10 protein-coding genes are annotated in these 19,556 nt (G+C 39.6%); all 10 read right to left on the minus strand.

Going from position 1 to position 19,556, the window contains the following annotated elements; all coding sequences use genetic code 11:
- Nucleotides 1–232: 232 nt before the first annotated feature.
- Nucleotides 233–1,816: a YDG domain-containing protein gene (locus tag AC3II9_RS02210; protein ID WP_489152979.1), complete on the minus strand. Its 1,584-nt coding sequence runs from the start codon at nucleotides 1,814–1,816 to the stop codon at nucleotides 233–235.
- A gap of 233 nt (nucleotides 1,817–2,049) precedes the next feature.
- On the minus strand, nucleotides 2,050–2,967 hold the full coding sequence (locus tag AC3II9_RS02215) for a leucine-rich repeat domain-containing protein (RefSeq protein ID WP_489152850.1): 918 nt from the start codon (nucleotides 2,965–2,967) through the stop codon (nucleotides 2,050–2,052).
- Nucleotides 2,968–3,234: 267 nt separating this feature from the next.
- Entirely contained in the window at nucleotides 3,235–3,795 is a 561-nt protein-coding gene (locus AC3II9_RS02220; protein ID WP_489152980.1) for a DUF1533 domain-containing protein, read from the minus strand.
- Between the two features lie 136 nt (nucleotides 3,796–3,931).
- Nucleotides 3,932–4,165, minus strand: coding sequence for a hemoblobin-interacting domain-containing protein (locus AC3II9_RS02225; protein WP_489152851.1), 234 nt, complete (start codon nucleotides 4,163–4,165; stop codon nucleotides 3,932–3,934).
- A 798-nt stretch (nucleotides 4,166–4,963) separates the two neighbouring features.
- On the minus strand, nucleotides 4,964–6,136 hold the full coding sequence (locus tag AC3II9_RS02230; protein ID WP_489152852.1) for an Ig-like domain-containing protein: 1,173 nt from the start codon (nucleotides 6,134–6,136) through the stop codon (nucleotides 4,964–4,966).
- Nucleotides 6,137–6,242: 106 nt separating this feature from the next.
- Nucleotides 6,243–8,990 carry a hemoblobin-interacting domain-containing protein gene (locus AC3II9_RS02235; protein WP_489152853.1) on the minus strand — a complete coding sequence of 916 codons (2,748 nt, stop codon included), beginning with the start codon at nucleotides 8,988–8,990 and terminating at the stop codon, nucleotides 6,243–6,245.
- A 607-nt stretch (nucleotides 8,991–9,597) separates the two neighbouring features.
- On the minus strand, nucleotides 9,598–10,596 hold the full coding sequence (locus tag AC3II9_RS02240; protein WP_489152854.1) for a leucine-rich repeat domain-containing protein: 999 nt from the start codon (nucleotides 10,594–10,596) through the stop codon (nucleotides 9,598–9,600).
- Nucleotides 10,597–10,930: 334 nt separating this feature from the next.
- A complete protein-coding gene (locus AC3II9_RS02245) occupies nucleotides 10,931–11,530 on the minus strand; it encodes a TetR/AcrR family transcriptional regulator (RefSeq protein ID WP_489152855.1) in 600 nt (199 codons plus the stop codon).
- 825 nt (nucleotides 11,531–12,355) lie between these two features.
- Nucleotides 12,356–15,436, minus strand: coding sequence for a hypothetical protein (locus AC3II9_RS02250; RefSeq protein WP_489152856.1), 3,081 nt, complete (start codon nucleotides 15,434–15,436; stop codon nucleotides 12,356–12,358).
- Nucleotides 15,437–15,534: 98 nt separating this feature from the next.
- A complete protein-coding gene (locus AC3II9_RS02255; protein WP_489152857.1) occupies nucleotides 15,535–19,035 on the minus strand; it encodes an S-layer homology domain-containing protein in 3,501 nt (1,166 codons plus the stop codon).
- Nucleotides 19,036–19,556 lie beyond the last annotated feature (521 nt).

Here is a 19,556-nt window from a genome sequence, read left to right on the forward strand (position 1 = left end):
GATTCGAGCCTTCACCGGGCAGGCGGCTTTCACCGCACACGGCGATCCGTCAGTGATAGATTACTTACTTATTTTCCCTATTTTAAATAGTATAGTATTTTGAAGTACTATTCAACTAAAAAAGTGTAAAAAGAGTATGAGTCTCTGCAGGAAATAATCTCTCCCACAAAGCGCTCTACTCTGAAACTTTACTAATTTTTTTGTGTATGCGGCAGCCACAACACGCTTAACGCTACTGCTTTACCCATTGTGAAGTCGCTTCATTTAATATAAATGTCCCTGGTGTTTGGCTGGCATTCATCGTAGCATGTACTCTACTATTTTTGCCATTGCCATGGAAGGCTTGCTCTGAAATCGTATTTACCCAGCCTTCAAAGGTTACAGATTCAAGTAGATTATTAATAAGCGCAATATCATTAATATACCTTACCGAACTTGGAAGCGTTACAGTATTTAACTTGTTATAACTAAATGCACCCACACCAATTGAATAAACGCCGTCTAAAATCGTAACCGATGTAAGCTCATTTCTAGGGAATGCAAATTCACCAATTGAAGTAATCCCTTCTAATATAACCACTTTCGTTATGCCATCACTTGATAATTTATTTTGATTATCACTGGCAGAGAAATTATTCATTTGTCCATTACTACCACCCTGTAAAGTTAAATACAGCGTGTCATTATATTTATAGGAGACAATATCACCGCCCCATTCAATATTCGTCCATAAACTCGCTGCCTGTGGAATGATGCTAGGGATATTGTTCGTTACTGGAATCATTTGTTCATTGTTAATTAAGTAGTTTTCTTTTTCAATGCCTACACCTATTGCATGATCTTTAGTTAATTTTGCTGCTGCCATAAAGGAAATTTCTACGTTCGCTCCGTCAATCGTTACTGTATAATCCGTACCTAAACGTAATAAATTTCCTTCTTTAAATACATAAATATTTTCAGTTGCTAACCCTGCTACGACAGCACTTAACGTAATGGTCATTTTCCCCGTTGCGGATTCGAGTACAGGTGCCGGTACTGTAATTACTATCGGTAGTATATCAGCCCTTACCCAACTATTTGATAACGTATAGTTGCCGGCTTGCGCCCCTGTAAGAGCATAGGAAACCGTTACACCTCTAGATGTTCCAGCATTTGCATTGTCAAATATCCCGACAGCACGGTCTACCGAAACCTCGTCAGAACCGATAATACCTGAAAGGGTTCCTGGTGTTACAGTTGCCGTATTTGTGCCATCATACTCCTTGTTCGCTACTGTTGGGGCTGTAATGGTTAATGCCTTTTTCGTAATTTCACCCGTAGTTAGCACGGTTGGGGCAGGCGCTGTGTATTTACTTGCATCGACCCCGCTTAAAGTATACGTTACGGTGATCATTTTACCTGTTCCGGCAGTAGCATTGTCATACACTGCTGTTGCACTTACGTTTACTACATCTCCTGCAACGACACCTCTAAGTGATCCCGCTGTTACAGTCGCCATATTTGTTCCATCATACGTCTTTTTGGTAGCTACTGTTGGAAGTGTAATGGTTAATGCCTTTTTCACAATTTCACCCGTAGTTAGCACGGTTGGGGCAGGGGCTATATATTTACTTGCATCTGCTCCACCTAATGTATACACGACTGTAATTATTTTACCTGTTCCTATATTACTATTATCAAAGGTTGCCACTGCTGAAACCATGACATCATCACCTGCTAATACACCACTTAGTGTGCCAGGTGTTACTGTCGCTGTCGTCGTTCCATCATACGGTTTCACTGTTGTTACGGTTGGTTCCGTAATGGTTAATCCTATTTGTGTGCTATTCTCGTCTTATACACATAACTGTGCTTTCGATTCGAGCCTTCACCATGCAGGCGGCTTTCACCGCACACGGCGATCCGTCAATGATAACTTTCTTACTTTTTCCCCTATTTTAATAACATGGTATTTTGAAGTACTATTCAACTGAAAAGTGTAAAAAGCGTATGGGTCTTTACAGGAAATCATCTCATCTATAAAGCGCTCTACTCCACGCATGAAATTCATTATTCGTATCTAATAGTAAGCATTGTTAGTGATTCTTTACCAATTATATTATCGGGTCCGATTGATTCATTTACTTCTAATATTTTTAAGAGTATTAAACCACTTACATCGAGACTCGTTAGTTGATTACCATTCACAAACAACCATTGCAAACTAGTTAAACCACTGACATTTAAATTTTCTAGTAGATTATTAGCCACATCTAATTTTTTTAAATTAATTAAAATACTTACATCTAGACTCGTTAATTGATTATCACGCGTTTCAACATATTCCAAGCTAGTTAAACCACTTATATTTAGATGCGTTAGTTGATTCTCATTCACATACAACTCTTCCAAGCTAGTCGAATTACTTACATCTAGGCTCACTAGTCGATTATTATTTACAGATAAATATTTTAAGCTGTTTAAATCACTGACATTTAGAGTCGTAAGCTGATTATATGACGTAGACAACCGTTGCAAGCTAGTTAAACCTCTTATTTCTAGACTCGTTAATTGATTTTCGCTCACCATCAATTGTTGCAAGCTTGATAAACCACTTACATCGAGACTTGTTAGTTCATTACTCGACGCATCAAGTTGCTGTAAGTTGGTTAAGCCAGCTACGTCTAAACTCGTTAATTGATTATATTCCACACGTAACTTTCGCAAGTTTGTTAAATCAGCTACGTTTAAGGCGGTTAGTTGACTATCATTCGCATACAACTCGTTCAATTCAGTTAAACCACTTACATCTAGATTTGTTAATCTGTTGTAGGAAACATCCAAATATTCCAAACTAGTGCCATTAAAAATATTAAACCCATCCATACTCGTAATGTCGGAAAAACTTAAGTCTATTTTGTATTCAGATGTGGCCAATTGACGATTAATATCATCCTTTGTAATTAGGGCATCAACAGTTGTTCCCATCCATGTTGCAATCACTTCTGCTAGGTTGGCATCTGGAAACTGTTGTGCGATCGTTTTTATTATCAGTCCGCTATTCTCGTCTTATACCACACTTTGGTGGCTTTCGATTCGAGCCTTCACCATGCAGGCGGCTTTCACCGCACACGGCGATCCGTCAATGATATTTCTCTTACTTTTCCCTATTTTAATTTTGAAGTGCTCTCCAGTTGTAAGATGGATGGAGCACCTTATTCACATTGGTTGAATGCCCATTTCCTAACGTGATGACTAATCTATCTGTTCTATATGCGTAATATATAAAATGGCTGGCTTCGAACCATATTCTTGGCGCATACCAGTTACTCTAATGCGTGTACCCACTTCCAAATTACTTAATGTTTGTACCAATGTTGTTGGCGTGTAATAACCGTCCCAGTTAGCAAGTTGTATCGTCGATGTGCTATTAATATTTGTATTATCGATCGTATCTGCTAGCAAATATACCGTATAAAAACCATTTCTAGTGTTTTTAGATGATAAATATCCTTCAACTATCATTTTTGTTCCTACCGATTTCGAATTGGCCGTTTGTACATTGATCGGCGTGACGTTATTTATTGTGACGGTTACATGAACATCCTCGTATCCCGTTGCCTTCACAACAATTGCGTGTGTACCGACGCTATAGTTTTGGTTAATCTTCAAATGACCAACGATATTTTTCGATATAAGAGATGAATCTACTAATACATCATTTATATACACACCCGTTATCTGACTACGCCACACGGCATCATCTTGAAATTTTAGGGTAATGCCATTGTTAAGAAATGCCTCATAACTCGTAATTGTTGGTGATTTTTTTAATGGACTATTCTCGTCTTATACCGCACTGTTACGGCTTTCGATTCGAGCCTTCACCATGCAGGCGGCTTTCACCGCACACGGCGATCCGTCAGTGATAGATTTTTAAAACTTATCTCCTTTAATACGCCATAACTGTTACAGTTACATCTTCATATCCAGTTGCTTTTATCGTCCAAGTAGAAGTGCCCCAAAGTACATATTGATCAGCATATAAGGTTAGTTCTCCTGGATTGATGTGTACGAAACGGAAAATATCGACATCTCTAGTCCCGTTCTGCTTCACAATAATACTCGTAATTGCTGCTCTCCACTCAGGATCATCTGTAAAGTATATCCAAATATGATGGTACACATCTGCAGTTAGAACTGGTGGTGTTTTTAAGCTACTGCTATTCTCGTCTTATACCGCACTATTGCAGCTTTCGGTTCGAGCCTTCACCATGCAGGCGGCTTTCACCGCACACGGCGATCCGTCAGCGGTTACTTTAATACACTTCAACGGTTTAAAATCCGTTTTACTTTTTAGGGAAAATTTTTTAAAAAGAAAATATACCACTGACTGGGTTCCTTCGCTCCTGCTAGTTTTCTCCTTCTCCCATGTTACCATGCAAGTCCAAACGGCTAGCGATCGACACTACTACGAACCCGCTGCCATCCAATCAGCCTCATCGGTGCTAATCCACCTCTTCTGATCGGACTTCAAACGTTCCATTCCATCTATCCCTTGTTTTGACAGCCTTAGGTTTCCACTATCTTATCAGGTGTGAGAAAGACGAGTTTAACAGTCAATTTTACTCATCTCCAACATATCATTCCAAATATCTGGATGAATACCGAACTCCTAGCAACTTTCGCGGTATTCACTACCTCACCCTGCCTACATGGATTCGTCTTCCTAACCATAGCTGTCTTTTAAAGAACCCCGCCTCGGGTACGCCCGAGTACGACTTCACCTGACTTAGCCCCTTACTGTGTATTAGCACATCACTGGACCCAGGAGGATTAGGCACTTGCGGTTTGACTGTTTCGCAAGAATAGGACTTGCACCTATCGATTCGATGGAGTAGTTAGAAATGATCTATAGGCATCATTTCCACTTATTTCACTAGCGCATTGGCTAGCTTATAAAGTAACGTTTCGTTTTGTTTTATTAAGGAGTGACTGCTGGTGTTACATTACTTGTTGCTGTCGATCCGTTAGCTCCGCCAATAACAACTCGTATAAATTTACCTTGCTCTGCTGAAGTTAATACAAAAGTTGAACTTGTTGCACTTACAATATTTGTATAGGTACCACCAACTGTATCGGCTACTTGCCATTGATACGTTGGGTTTGTTGCACCCTCATTTGCTACTGCCGTTAGTATTTGACCTACTTGTACTGTTCCGGTAATTGCTGCTGATGTTACGGCTGTTTTGGAAGTGACGGTAATCGCACTCGTAGCGGTTTTACCATTAACAGTCGTTGCCATAATCGTTGTGCTACCAGCGCCTACAGCTGTCACTAAGCCCGTGTTACTAACAGTCGCTACTGCTGGATTACTAGAAGTCCATGTGACCGTTTTATCTGAGGCATCGACTGGTGTTACTGTCGCAGTTAATTGGACGGTCTTCTTCGCTTCTAGTGCGCCTGATCCTACTTCTAAATCAGCCACAGTCGGTTTATCTAACGTAATACCTGCTACTGGAATTGCTGGTGGACCGGCGTATGCAGGTACGACAACTTGTGTAATCGCTCCTGCTGCATAGCCGGGTTTCGCCGCAAATCGTACTTCATATGTGCCTGCTGCTAGACCCGTAATTTCCGTTGCGGTTACTGGCGTAAATGCCGCAGCACCTTTCAGTCGGTATTCCATTGCTACGGTTGTACCTGTAATTTTCCCGTCATTGCCATTCACGGTTGGGGCAACACCTGCTAAACTTGTCGGTGCTACTTGTGGTAATACAAAAGTTACTGTTCCACCACCTGTAACAGTTGGCGCTGTTACTCCAGATGGTACCGTAACGGTTACATTCTGTCCTGCCGATACAGTTAACGTTCCTACGTTGCTGTTACCAATGACAAGGTTTTTTGGGTTAATTCCTGTTAAATCAAAACTAACACCAGGAGTAGTTGGTTCTAAAATGACTGTTGCATTGTTTAATGCACTACCTGTTTGGTCTGTCAACTGAGTGGGTGTTGTAATCCGTAATTCACCTTGCACCGTCGTGGAACCTGAAAACACAATCGCGGCATCCGCAATCATGGCAGGTGTTCCGACCGTTGCGGTGAATGCAACTGCCGATAAAACTGCATACCTTGTCGATTTTCTTTTGCTTGTCATGCACATCTTGCCTCCTTATTTTGTTATGACAAAGGTGGAGGGAGAAAAGCGTCCCTCCACCTTTTATTTCGATTATACAATTCAAAAAATATGTGGCTTATGATCATTACGGTGTTGGAATTGTTGTCACGAGCGTAATATCCCTATAACCTTCTGCTTTAATCACCACCGTATAAATGCCTGGACCATATGAAACGTCTAGTTTAACTTGACCTGCTACTGTCTGATCCACGGCTGCTTTGCTGAAATTTGTTCCATTTATAAAAAGTTCTTTTATCTTACTTCGCCAATCCGCATTATCTTCAAAGTATAGCGTAAACCCTCTTGTACTCGCTTGATGACTTGTAATCGTTGGCGGTGCGGATGGTTCCGGTACCGTCACATTCACTGTGACATCGTTATAACCTTCTGCTTTAATAACATACGTATAGGTTCCTGTGTTTGGTACTGTATTTATTCTGACCTGACCTGCTAAACTACAATTGTACCAATAATCACCAATTTTCACATTATCTCGATAGACTCCTATAATTTTATTGCGCCAATCCGCGTTGTCTTCAAAATTCAGGACAATTGCACCATTTAAGGTTGCTTGATAACTCGTAATCGTTGGTGGTGCGGATGGTTCTTGTACCGTCACACTTACTGTCACATCCCTATAGCCCTCTGCTTTGATAACATACGTATAGGTTCCTAGAGCTGGTACTGTATTTATTCGGATTTCACCTGCTGAACTGCGATTGTACCAATAATCATTAATTTTCACATTATCTCGATAGACTCCTATAATTTTATTGCGCCAATCCGCATTATCTTCAAAATTCAGGACAACTGCGCCATTTAGAATCGCTTGATAACTCGTGATCGTTGGCGGTGTGGATGGTGCAGGTGGTTCTGGTACTGTCACATTCACTGTGGCATCTTGATAACCTTCCGCTTTAATCACTACTGCGTACGTGCCTGGAGGATATAAAATGTCTAGTTTTACCTGACCCGCTACGTTTTTATTCACCACTGATGTGTTGAAATTTGTTCCATTTATAGAGAAACCTTTTATCTTACTTCGCCAATCAGCATTGTCTTCAAAGTATAGCGTGAACACGCTTGTACTCGCTTGATGACTTGTAATCGTTGGCGGTGCGGATGGTTCCGGTACCGTTACATTCACTGTGACATCGTTATACCCTTCTGCTTTAATAACATACGTGTAGGTCCCTGTGTTTGGTACTGTATTTATTCGGATTTCACCTGCTGAACTGCGATCGTACCAATAATCGCCGATTTTAACATTATCTAAATAGACCCCTAGAATTTTATTGCGCCAATCCGCATTGTCTTCAAAATTCAGGACAACTGCGCCATTTAGAATCGCTTGATAACTTGTAATCGTTGGCGGTGTGAATGGTTCTGGTACCGTAACGCTTACCTGAGTTTTTGGTGTTGTTCCGCTGGCAGAAGCAGGGGAGCGATTCCCTACTGTATCCATTAACCAACCATCTGCGAAATCAATCGAAGCGGACTGAGTTATACCGAATGCATTGATGATTGAATCCACATTTTCTTGTCCATCCGCTTTTAATGTAATGATGACGGCGTTTGCATTCGATGTGACACTAGCGATTGAATCGGCATCTAACACAACATTAGATGTTGTTAGATCATCATCTGCCGTATCGATTGTTATTTTAGTAGGGTCGATTTGCAGACCTGTTTCAAAGGCACCGGTATGTGTGAGCGTAATGGTATTTGCCTCTGTATCAAGAGCTACTCCAAATCCTGTATTTGTAACAGCTACATTTGGTGGAGTCGTATCCATATTTACAACAAGTGGTGGACTTTGCGCCCCGATATTACCAGCTGCATCGACCACACGCGTCGTAATGGACTTAGACCCATCGGCACCTAAATGACCTGGATATAATGTGAATGTCACACCATCCATGTGAGAAGGTGAATGCACGCTAAGATCTGAACCTACCACTAAGTTTCCATCAATCAGAAACTGCACTTTATCCCCAACTTGTGCGCCAGTTCCATAAAGACCACCTGTCGCAACAGGCACACCGGATGTCACTTCCTCAAGATTCAAGCCACCTAGTGCTTTACTTGACATGGGCGTATTGGGTGCGGTTGGAGCGGTAAAATCGGTGCTGAATGCTGTACTACTTGGTGCTGAAATCGCCCCATTTGATGTGATTGCGTAAACTACGTACGATTGGTTATCTCCCATTTTGGTTTCATCTACAGCCAATGTCACAACTCCTGCTGTAATCGGTGCTGAAGTTATGCTCGCTGCCTGAATCGCTGAAACGGTTTGTGCTGTATCACTCGGGACTACATAAAAAGTCCCGTTCCTTTGTGTTGAACTGACTTGTACTGTCACCCCACCTGCTTTTTCTAACCGATTTACGATGCCATCTGTTGCCACTGTCCCCACAAGGGTCGGCGCCGCTTGTGGGGATACAAACGTGACGGTTCCACCCGTAACCGTTGGCTGTGGTACGCCGTCTGGTATCGTGACGGTTAAACTCTGTCCTGGTGATACAGTTAACGCGCCTACGTTCCCATTACCAATGACAACATTCGCTGTTCTTATCCCCCTTAAATCAAAACTACTGCCAGGAATAGTTGGTGCTAAAATGACCGTTGCATTGTTTAAAGCGCCACTTATCGTTGAATCTGTCAACTGAGTAGGCGTTGTAATCCGGAATTCACCTTGCACATTTGTAGTTCCGTTAAACACCAAATCGGCATTCGCAACAAGGGTAGGTGTTCCGATCATGGCAGTACATGCAACGGTTGACAGAACTGCATACCTTGCCCGTTTACTTGTGGATATTCGCTTGCTTATCATACACATATCCCATCCTTATTTTGTTATGACAAAGGTGGAGGGGCGAAAGCATCCCCTCCACCTTTAGTTGATCGTTTTAGTGTACTGTTACATTTGTATGAGAAACAGAACTTAAATCTAAAGTAACACCTGCTTTATCATAAACTGTTAAGTTCGTCACAGTGCCATTCGATAATGTAATCGCTTCTCCTGCTGATAAACCTCTTATATCAATCGTTAAATTCGTGACCGTTTTCCCACCAAGATTAAATACAGTGCCGTTCGCTATATCCCCTCCAATGGTAATTGGTCCTGCAATTGGAGATGCTCCCGCAATCGCAGTATTAAATGTTGCTATATCACTAATAACATTGCTATTCTCGTCTTATACATCATTCGATGCTTTATAACGAGCCTTCACCATGCAGGCGGCTTTCACCGCACACGGCGATCCGTCAACAATCGTTTCTTAATTATTTCCCCATTTTCAATACTATTTCAAAGTAATATTTGACTAAAAAATTATAAAAAGCGTGGAAGCCTCTGCAGAAAATTATCCCACAGAGCGCTCTACTCTACTGTGACACTCTACTAAATGGTTTGTGTATTTCGGTAGTCACCACGGCTATCAGGGCTGCTTTACCCATGCTGGAGTCGTTTCATTTAATATAAATGTACCTGGTGTATTGGTTGCACCAATAGAAGCATTTATATTACGATTTGATCCATTCCGCTCGAAGCTATAACTACCTATATTCTCTACATTTCCATTAAATGTTACTGATATGAGATGATTCATATAAAATGCAGCTTCACCAATTGTTGTGACACTATTCGGAATCGTTACCGATGCGAGCCTATTATCATAAAATGCAATTTTACCAATTGTTGTAACGCCTTCCGGAATCGTTACCGATGTCAGCCGATTTAAACGAAATGCACCTTCACTGATTGTTGTAACACTATTCGGGATGCTTACGGATGGGAGCTGATTATTATAAAATGCATGGTCTCCAATTGTTGTCACGCTATTCGGGATTGTTACCGATGTCAGCTGATTATGACTAAATGCAGATCCACCAATGGTTGTGACACTATTCGGGATTGTTACCGCTGGGAGCTTATTTGTACTAAATGCCCATTCTCCGATTGTTGTAACTTTATCTGGGATCGTTACCGATGCAAGCTGATTATTATAAAATGCATATCTATCAATGATTGTGACACGATCTGGAATCGTTACCGATGTCAGCTGATTCGAACGAAATGCAGCTATACTAATGGTCGTAATGCTATCCGGGATTGTTACCGATGTCATTCGATTACTCTCAAATACACCATCACCAATAGTTGTTACGCTATCCGGGATTGTTACGAATGTCAGCTGATTATGATAAAATGCATGTTCACCAATTGTTGTCACGCTATTCGGGATCGTTACCGATGTCAGCTGATTCGAACGAAATGCAGATCCACCAATTGTTGTGACACCATCTAATAGAACTACTTTTTTGATGCCAGCTGTTGCTAACTTTCCGTTGTTCTCAGAAGAGTTAAAATCCTTCATCGTTCCATTCGTGCCACCACTTAACGTTAGATACAATGTATCATTGTCTTTATAGGACACGATATTGCCACCCCATGCTATGTTACTCCATAGGCTTGCTCCTTGTGGAACCCCTGGAATACTTATAACATCGCTATTCTCGTCTTATACTGCACTAGTGCAGCTTTCGATTCGAGCCTTCACCGGGCAGGCGGCTTTCACCGCACACGGCGATCCGTCAGCGAAAAATATTCTACTTTTGTTATTCCCCAAACCGTACCCAATACTATTTCAAAGTAGTATTTGACCACACCATACTATGATAGAGTGGACTTCTCCATGAATATATACTACTCGTAAGTAGTATTTGAGTAATATTGAAGGTGAGGATATTTCGCTTGTTTTTCTCACCTAATCATTCGTTATTAACAATCATTCCATACAACAATAAATACACGATTTCATTTGCGATAGCTTCCGGTTCTTTTCTTTTAGGAAGTAATTGTGTGAATGCCAGTCTTTCGATGATCCCAACTAAACATTCTGCCACCATTTCGGTATCAAGATCTGACCGGAAATAGCCTTCACTCACTTCAAAGTCTAGATTTCCTTTAATTTGTGCAACGAGTTGTGTTTTGATTTCAGCGGCTTCTGCTGAAATGTAAAAGCCAATCCGCGTTAAATCGGGATTTTTAGAAAAAAACTGCAATAAATTCGTTAAACCAAGTGCAATTCGCTCTTGTACAGTACCTAATTCGAGCGCTGGCTGTAAGCGACTTTTCTCCACAAAGTCAACGAGTCGAACATGAAATAAATCGACTAATTCCTGAAAAAGTGCCTCTTTATTTTTAAAGTACAAATAAAAAGTCGGTTGGCTCAACGATGCACTTTTGACAATCGTACTTACTTTCGTATCATGATAACCGTTTTGCGCAAATTCTTTTGCCGCCATTTCGAGTAACAACGCCCGGCTTTCCTCGCCACATGCGCCTTTTGGTCTTCCTCTTGCTGCCATAAACAAACATCTCCAAATATTTTTGAAAGAAAGATGAGCAGTTCAACTACTCATCTTCCTCCATTCTAGTTGTGTATACGCTCTAATCTAAATAAATAACAGATTACACCAAAATTGATACCTATCCATCTAAGAAAGAATTGAACAATTTCACTTTTTATTCCTTACTTTTAGGGAAATAAGTATTGAATCGATTCACTGACTGGGTTCCTTCGCTCCTGCTAGTTTTACCCTTCTCGACTGTTACCAGCCAAGTCCAAACGGCTAGCAATCAACACTACTACAAACCCGCTGCCATCAGACTCAGCATCATTGGTTCCATCTAACCTCCGCTGAGTAGACTTCAAACGTTCCATCGTGTTGGTCCCTTCTTTTAATGACCTTAGGCTCCCACTATACAGTATGTCCATCATCCGTTTAACAGTTCCAAATTGTACGGATGCTCAGATGATCATTGCAGATCACCGAAATACATGTGAACTCCTAGCCATTTCGCACATATACTTGTCACATACAGCCTACGTGGATTCGTCGTCCTAGCCATAGCCATTTTTTTAAGGAGCCCCGCCTCAGGAATTTCACCTAAGTACGACTTCACCTGACTTCACCCCTTCGCGCAGATAGACGCTCACTGGATGCAGGAGGATTAGGCTCATGAGCAGTTGGAACTGTTCCTCACGCATCAGACCTTCCCTGATGCCTCCAACCACGATAGTTAGAAAAAGACCCCATAAAGCACTACTAATAAAAGTATTGTCCATGAGGTCTAATTCCACTTATTTCACTAGTAAACTAGCTTATAAAGTAACGTTTCGTTTAGTTTTATTAAGGAGCAATTGTCCAGATAGTACCAGCTGCACCATAAGTGTATACTTTAGCAGCATATTTATTACCAGCAGCATCAGTTAATGCTGAAGCATCAGTTTTATGCGTGATAGTATTTGTATCTGCAGCATTTGCTAAAGTAAATGTTACTGTTTTTGCAGTTGCATCATAGATAGCAGTTGTAATTGCTAATGTTCCACCTGTAGCTGTAAATGCTGTTTTAACATCATCACCATTAGCTACCGCTGTACCATTGATGTAAAGTGCTTCATCAAACGTTGCAACTAATTTTGTTAAATTGTTTGTTGTTCCTGTTGTAGCTGGAAGTGTAGCAGTTGGTAAAGTATTATCAGCAACTGTGAAGTTTAAGAATGCTGATTGACTACCAGCTGTAACTACCACACGGAATTTAGCATTATCTTTAGAGAATCCAATAGCCGTAGAACTATCTGTTAGATTTACTGCTCCACCTGTGATTGCTACTGTATCACCGTCTGTATTTGTTAGTCCATCAACTGGAACAAACGATACTGTTGGAGCAATACCATAACCACCATACTGGTCAGTTACCCATACATATACATCAGTTGAACCTGTTAAATCTGTCTTAGCTGAAGTAAATGCATTTGAACCAGTAAATGTATAATCCGTATTTACTGCTTTTGCAGATGTTAAGTTAGATACACCTGCCGCTTTATCTTTTAATTCTAATTTTTGTGCAACTGGAGCTGCTACTCCTACTGTTACTTCTTTAGTGATTGATTTTACTGTGTCATCAGCATTAATAGTAGCTGTGATTGTAGCAGTAAAGTCTTTGTCTGCAGTATTATCGTCAGTTACGATATACCATTTTTTGCTTGTTGATTCTTGTTTTACTAATACATCTTTACCACCAGCAGCAACTGTCATAGTTACAATGCTAGATGAAGGTATTGTATATTTTGTACCATTAGCATCTGTAGCTGAGATTTTTACTTCTTTAGCATATCCAGCTTCGATAGCAGCAAGTAATTCTGTGTTATTTGCACCTGAACCTTGATCTACATTTGCATTTTGGTAAATTGTTGGAATATCTTCAATTGCATATGTTAAGTTAGTAGAGTTATTTGCTACTACATTTAATGCTAGCTCTTTCTTATCTACCTCAGTACCATCAGTTTTCACTAATTTTGCTACTAATACTGGAGCACCCGCACCTTTTGCAGCTACTTTAGCTGTTACGGATGTTTCGTTTGTTACATCAATAGAAGTTTGTTCTGAGCCACCACCATCAACAAGTTTTAAATAGTCAGTTGAACCAGTTTTCACTTCTAATACTACTTTATAACCAGAATCATCAGAAGATACTTTGTTGCCATATTGATCTTTAACAACGAATTTGATTTCTGATTGAGAACCTTTTACTAATGTAGTTGATGGAGTGCCATCTATTTCAATTGTTGATGGAGCCACCGCTTCACCAGCTGTTACTTCTACTTGAGCATATTGTTTACCAGTAGATGTATCTGTAATAGTAATTGTAGTTTTCGAACCTTTTGTTGCACCGGAAACTACTGGGATTTCTAGTTTACCATAGTTTGTATTTCCTACAGTATTGTTGATTTTTAAACTAGCATTGTTAGCTACTACTGATGGATTTGATGACGTAATATTGAACGATTTTCCAGCATAATCTTTAGCTGCTAGTGTTGTACCATAGTTATCAGTAACTGCTAAATCCACTACCGCTGTCGAACCAGCTGCCGCTGTTTTAGTAGTTTCAGCTGGAGTAATTGTTGAAACTACGCCTGGAGCTGCTTGAACATCAAGAGTTGTTGCAAATGATGTACCATTCGCTTTACTAATGATAGTAATTTTTACAGTGCCAGCTTTTTTGAACTTAGCAATTTTTAAAACTGTTTTACCATTTACATCTGTTGTAAATGAAACATCACCTGAGTCTAAAACTGTTTCATCTGAAATTGATAATTGATCGTCAGAAGTATTAGCCAGGTTTAAATCATTACCGTATTGATCTTTTGCAGTGTACGGTAAATTTAATGCTGTTAAATCAGCTGTTAAAATTGTTTTACCTGCAGGTAATTGTACTTCACCAAATGTTAATTCTTTTAATGAAGCTTGTGATGAAACAGTTAATGTTTTAGATGCTACTGTACCTGTTGCTTTATGAGCTACAGTAACTACTACTGAAGTCAATTTTTCTGTTTCGAAAGTATTTGTATTACCGCTGTGAGCATCGACTGTAATCAAACCAGTAGCTTTGGCATAGCTTGCTGAAGTGTTAGCCCCAGAAACTGTAATAGTAAATGCAGATGGATCTAATGTTTTAGCAATGTTTTCACCATATTGGTTAAGCACTTCTAATGCAACTGTAGCTGTTTGACCATTAGCAGCTTGTACTAAAGCATCGCCTTTTAAATTAACAGAAACGATTTTTTCTGCTTCTACAGTTGTAGCACCTGTTAGAGCTTGTCCAGTTAAACCTGTTACTGAAACTTCATAGTTACCAGCCGCTAATTTACCAACTGTTTTTTCAAGTGTTGCTACTGTTTTATCTTCATTCCACGTTGCAGCTTTGAATGATACTGTTGAACCGCCTACTTTTACAGCAAATGTTGCTTTTGAAGTATCTTCAACAGCTTTTGCAAACTTAACTTCTAATTTTGAAGCGTTAATCGCACTTACAGATTCAACTTTTAATTCAGTAGCTGCTGGTTCGCCGATTACAACAGAAGCACCATCTTTACCAACATAAGTACCACCAGGGATAACCTTTTCAGGTGCATCTTTATGGCCATTAGCATTAGCTGCAGTAATAAAGTCAGAAGCGTTCGCTTGTGCTAAGCTTGCAGTACCTACTCCTTTATAGTAGATATAAATTTTTTCAGGTTTATTTTTAGAGAATAACTCTCCGATTTGTTGAATTGATAAAGCTTCTAACTGAGTAGTTGTATAAAATTGACCCGTTGTTGAGAAATAAATACCATCTTCAACAGCTGTTGCAGCTGATGCACTCACAGGAACTACAATTGCAGAAGTCGCTAAAGCTGCTGCTAATAATTTTGACGCATTCTTGTTCATTATTAATCCTCCAATAAAAAATTATTGTTGATAATTCAAGGTTCATATAATTAAAATATGAACCTTGAATCTAGTACATTTAAAAGCTTAACTAATCATTAAAATGTGATTTCAGTTGAAGCTAATTCTTTACCGCTCGCATCATAAGCTTTTAAAGTAGCGCTTGCTGCTTTTGCATTTGATGTAACGAATTCAAATTTGCGATCTGCTGCATTGTAAGTTACATCAAGTGCATCTGTCGCTGAACCAGAAGCTGCTTTTAATACGATCTTCACAGAAGCTACTTCACCTACAGTATCAGCAATTGTACCAACGATATTGTAATCAGCTAATACACCGATTGTCGCATTTGGCGTAGCAGTTTTAGATGTAAATGTGAAGCTTTCTCCAGCAACAGGAGCCTCTTTTAGAGCTGCAATTGCTTTTTCAATTTCTTGAGCTGCTGTGCCTTTTGCTGCATCTGTAGTTGCTGCTTTCGCTGCTTCTACTGCATCAGTTACTGCTTTGTAAGATGCTGCAGTGTACTTCGTTGCATCAAGTTCTGCTGCTTTCTTAAGAGCTGCTGCTAATGCATTTGCACCTGGTGTTGGAACTTGAGCACCCTCTTCAACTGGTGCCACACCTGTGTTGCTTACATTTAAGATCGTGAATTTAGTACCAGTAGCATCTACAGTACGGTTTACTAATACTGCGCCAGAAGCGTTTTTCAGTGCAGTGATGAAACCAGTCTCATCTAATACAGTGTTATTGTAGAAGTAAGTTGCGTTTGCATAAGAAACAGGTACTTTACCACCGAATGTTAATGTTTTGTCAGCTGTGTTGAATGATGCCACTTGACCAGAATAGTTAGCTGGTACCATAGATGTTGCTACAAACTCAGCAGAAGCTGTTAATAATTGTGGTAAAGAAGCGATAGATGCAGAAGCAGTAACGTTTACTGTTGTACCTAAGCCTTTACCTGAAACGATCACTGAAGCTGTACCGTATTGGTCAGTTACAACTGTGAATGTTTCATAAACGCCACTGAAGTTACCCATGCTGTCTTGACCAACAGTTACATTTTGAGAACCTACGTTAATGAATCCAGTTGAACCTTTACCAGGTTTTACATCTACAGCATTGAAAGTAGTTGAAACTTGGAAAGTAATTGGAACATTATTTCCGTTTGGATTGTTAACATTTAGACCGTTTGCAAGTGGGCGGTATTTTTTACCGTTTTGATCCACTGTTTGGTAAGTAAATTCTACAGATTCGTTAGCTGATACAGAAGCTTTGCTTGCAGTAAGAACTGCTTTTGTTACGCGAGCATCTGAGAAGTAAACGATATCTCCAGCTACTTTTTGGTCGTTTTTATCAACTTTGCCTTGCTCATCACCAGAGTCAATTACAACTGTTGGTGTTGCATAAGCATCTTTATAACCGATTAAAGTGAATGATACTTCACCTTTAGCATCAGTAGTTAAAAGGTTAAGGTTTGAGTATTCAATAACTTTACCGTTATTAGCTGCATTAGCTGCATCAGCAGTTAACTTATGGATTTGACGAGTGTTGTTATCTACTAAGTAAACTGCGCCACCGTTTTGACGTAATGCAGAACCGATTTTAACATCGATACCTACTCTAGTTCCGATTGGAGCTAATTTACCAGTGCTGTCTTTAACAGTGATTTTGTAATCACGACCACCAGCATCAACTACTGCCGCTTTTAACTCATCAGCAGTTAAAGTACGACCGACATAAGTTTCTAAGTTGTTTGCAATATAGTCTGCATCATTGTTGTAGAATGCTGCTGCATATTGCTCACCTAATGCTTCTAATGTTAAGCCTAAAGTATGTTGTTTACCGAATGTTACTTTTGCTGCTTTAGCAAATAATTCAGTAGCTTCGAAACGACCTGAAGTACCTTTGTCGTTAGCTGGGTTTACTTTTTGGTCAACGAATACGTAAGGAGTTACTTCACCGTTTAAACCAGATAATGTAAAGATCGCTTGACCGTTATTATCAAGTTTGATTTTTACTTCTTTAACCCAAGTGTTTAAGCTATTAGAGCCAGATGTTGAAGTTGTATATTGACCTGGGTAGCCTAAGTTACGACCAGTTGCATCAATTACATCAATTGTTTTAACAGCTTTGTCTGGCGTTACGTCTGTATTTTCTTGGTAACCAACGTTTACATAGTCCCCTGCAGAGTAAACACCTTTAGCGTTGTAGTAAGCAACGTTAGCTGCATATTCTGCCGCTGTAATTGTTTCAACATGTTCTGTAGCTGCAGTCACTTTATATACTTTTTTACCACCGTTTTGAATAGCGCCGCCTTCAGTTACTTCAGTTAAAGTAAGTGGTTGGATTGAAGCCCAGTATACTTTAGAGAATGAACGTGCAGTCGGGTTACCCGTTGCATATGCTTGCACTTCATCGTGAGAAGCGATTTGGTAAGAAGTTTGCGCATAGCGAGTATAAGTATAAGTAGCTACACCGTCAGCATTAGTTAATGCTTCAACAACGATTGGTTGGTTTAAGTTTGTAGTATTTAAACCATGGTTGTTTACGATGTTGAACGTTACAGGGATATTCTCTTTAGATTGACCCTCTTTAACAGTTACTTGTGCTTTTAAAGTAACTTGAGTACCAACAGCTGCTTGTAAAGATTTTTCTGTGATATTCACAGATGTTGGAACTACCGCTTCGATACCGATGAACGTACCGATTTCTTCTTCATTTAAAAGTACTGTGTATTGTTTACCAACTTCTTGAGCAGCAGTTGTTAATACGACAGTGCTTTTGCTACCTTGTTTTAAAACAGCATTTTTCACATCTAGACCTTCGATTGCGAAGTCTAAGTTTTTAAGGTTATCTACTTCTTCTGGGAAAGTTACTTCAACAGTTGTGTTGTTGATAGCTTTCACGTTAGCGTAAGATACTGCAGTTGGCTCAAGGTTAATTGTGTTATATAAGAACTTCGCGAATTGTGCGCGAGTTACGTTTTCTGTTGGACGGAAGTTTCCGCTTGCAGTTGTAGAGATTTCAAGATCCGCTAATGCTTGGATTGCATCTTCGAATTCTGCACGAGCGTTGAATAAGTCGCGAACGTTCACGTCTTCTACTTTTTCAGCAAGCTCGATTAAAGATACTTCGTTAACAGCAGCGTAAGCACCGTTTAGTACTTTTGCCATTTGTTGACGAGTAATGTTGTTACCAGCTTGTAATTTACCAGCAGCACCAGTGAATACGCCAGAATCTTTAACTAATGCAGCATATTTTACTAATTCTGCATCTTTATGATTTACTGGCACGTCGCTGAAGCGTTGTTTTGAATTCCAGTCAGATGGAATTTCTACACCTTGAGATTCAACCCAACGACCTAACATCTTAACTACTTGGCCACGAGTTAAAGATGCGCCTGGTTTGAAAGTGCCGTCAGAGTATCCGTTGATGATACCTTCTTCCACTAATGCGTCGATGTATGGAGCGAATTCACTGTTTTCTGAAACATCACTGAATGATGCAGCTGAAGCTACAGGAACAATCGCAGATGCTACTAAAGTAGCTGTTGCAGCTGTTGCTACAAATTTTTTGTATTTCTTTGGTTGGTTAGCCATTGAAAATTTCCTCCTCGAATATCATTAATAATCTAGTTATCCGCACTAAAGATTCATAGTGTTAACAACTAAGTACACACTAAAGTTTATTAGTATATATTTGGTATGTCAAATGTTTTTTGACAAATTTCCCATATACATCTATTAAACTGTCAAATTCCATCTATACATTCCATATTATCGGATAACTTGGAATCTTTTTCATTATGCCATAAAAAAAGTATAAAAGACAGTCGTTTCTATAAAATTAATAATTTTTGTAAAATCTAGTATCCAAAAGTAATATAATTAGTTTTTTTTGGAATGCAAAAAACACATCGATACGTTATATGCAGGGAGAGATTTGAATATGAATTTTTTTAAAAAACGTTGATATACTAATGTTTTTTGAAGAAAAGCAAAAAAGGCAAAAGGAGCATTTGCTAAACAAATGCTCCTTTTGCCTCTGTCTCACTTGTAAGTATAGACAAAAATGGGCTACCAACCGTTTCCTTGCAGGGAAATTACATCTATACCTAATA

The organism is Lysinibacillus sp. RU7, assembly GCF_057837305.1.

Coding starts and splice junctions, on each gene's coding strand:
- AC3II9_RS02245 (WP_489152855.1), bottom strand. CDS start 11,530: ATGGCAGCAAGAGGAAGACCAAAAGGCGCATGTGGCGAGGAAAGCCGG.
- AC3II9_RS02215 (WP_489152850.1), bottom strand. CDS start 2,967: ATGGGAACAACTGTTGATGCCCTAATTACAAAGGATGATATTAATCGT.
- AC3II9_RS02235 (WP_489152853.1), bottom strand. CDS start 8,990: ATGATAAGCAAGCGAATATCCACAAGTAAACGGGCAAGGTATGCAGTT.
- AC3II9_RS02250 (WP_489152856.1), bottom strand. CDS start 15,436: ATGAACAAGAATGCGTCAAAATTATTAGCAGCAGCTTTAGCGACTTCT.
- AC3II9_RS02255 (WP_489152857.1), bottom strand. CDS start 19,035: ATGGCTAACCAACCAAAGAAATACAAAAAATTTGTAGCAACAGCTGCA.
- AC3II9_RS02230 (WP_489152852.1), bottom strand. CDS start 6,136: ATGACAAGCAAAAGAAAATCGACAAGGTATGCAGTTTTATCGGCAGTT.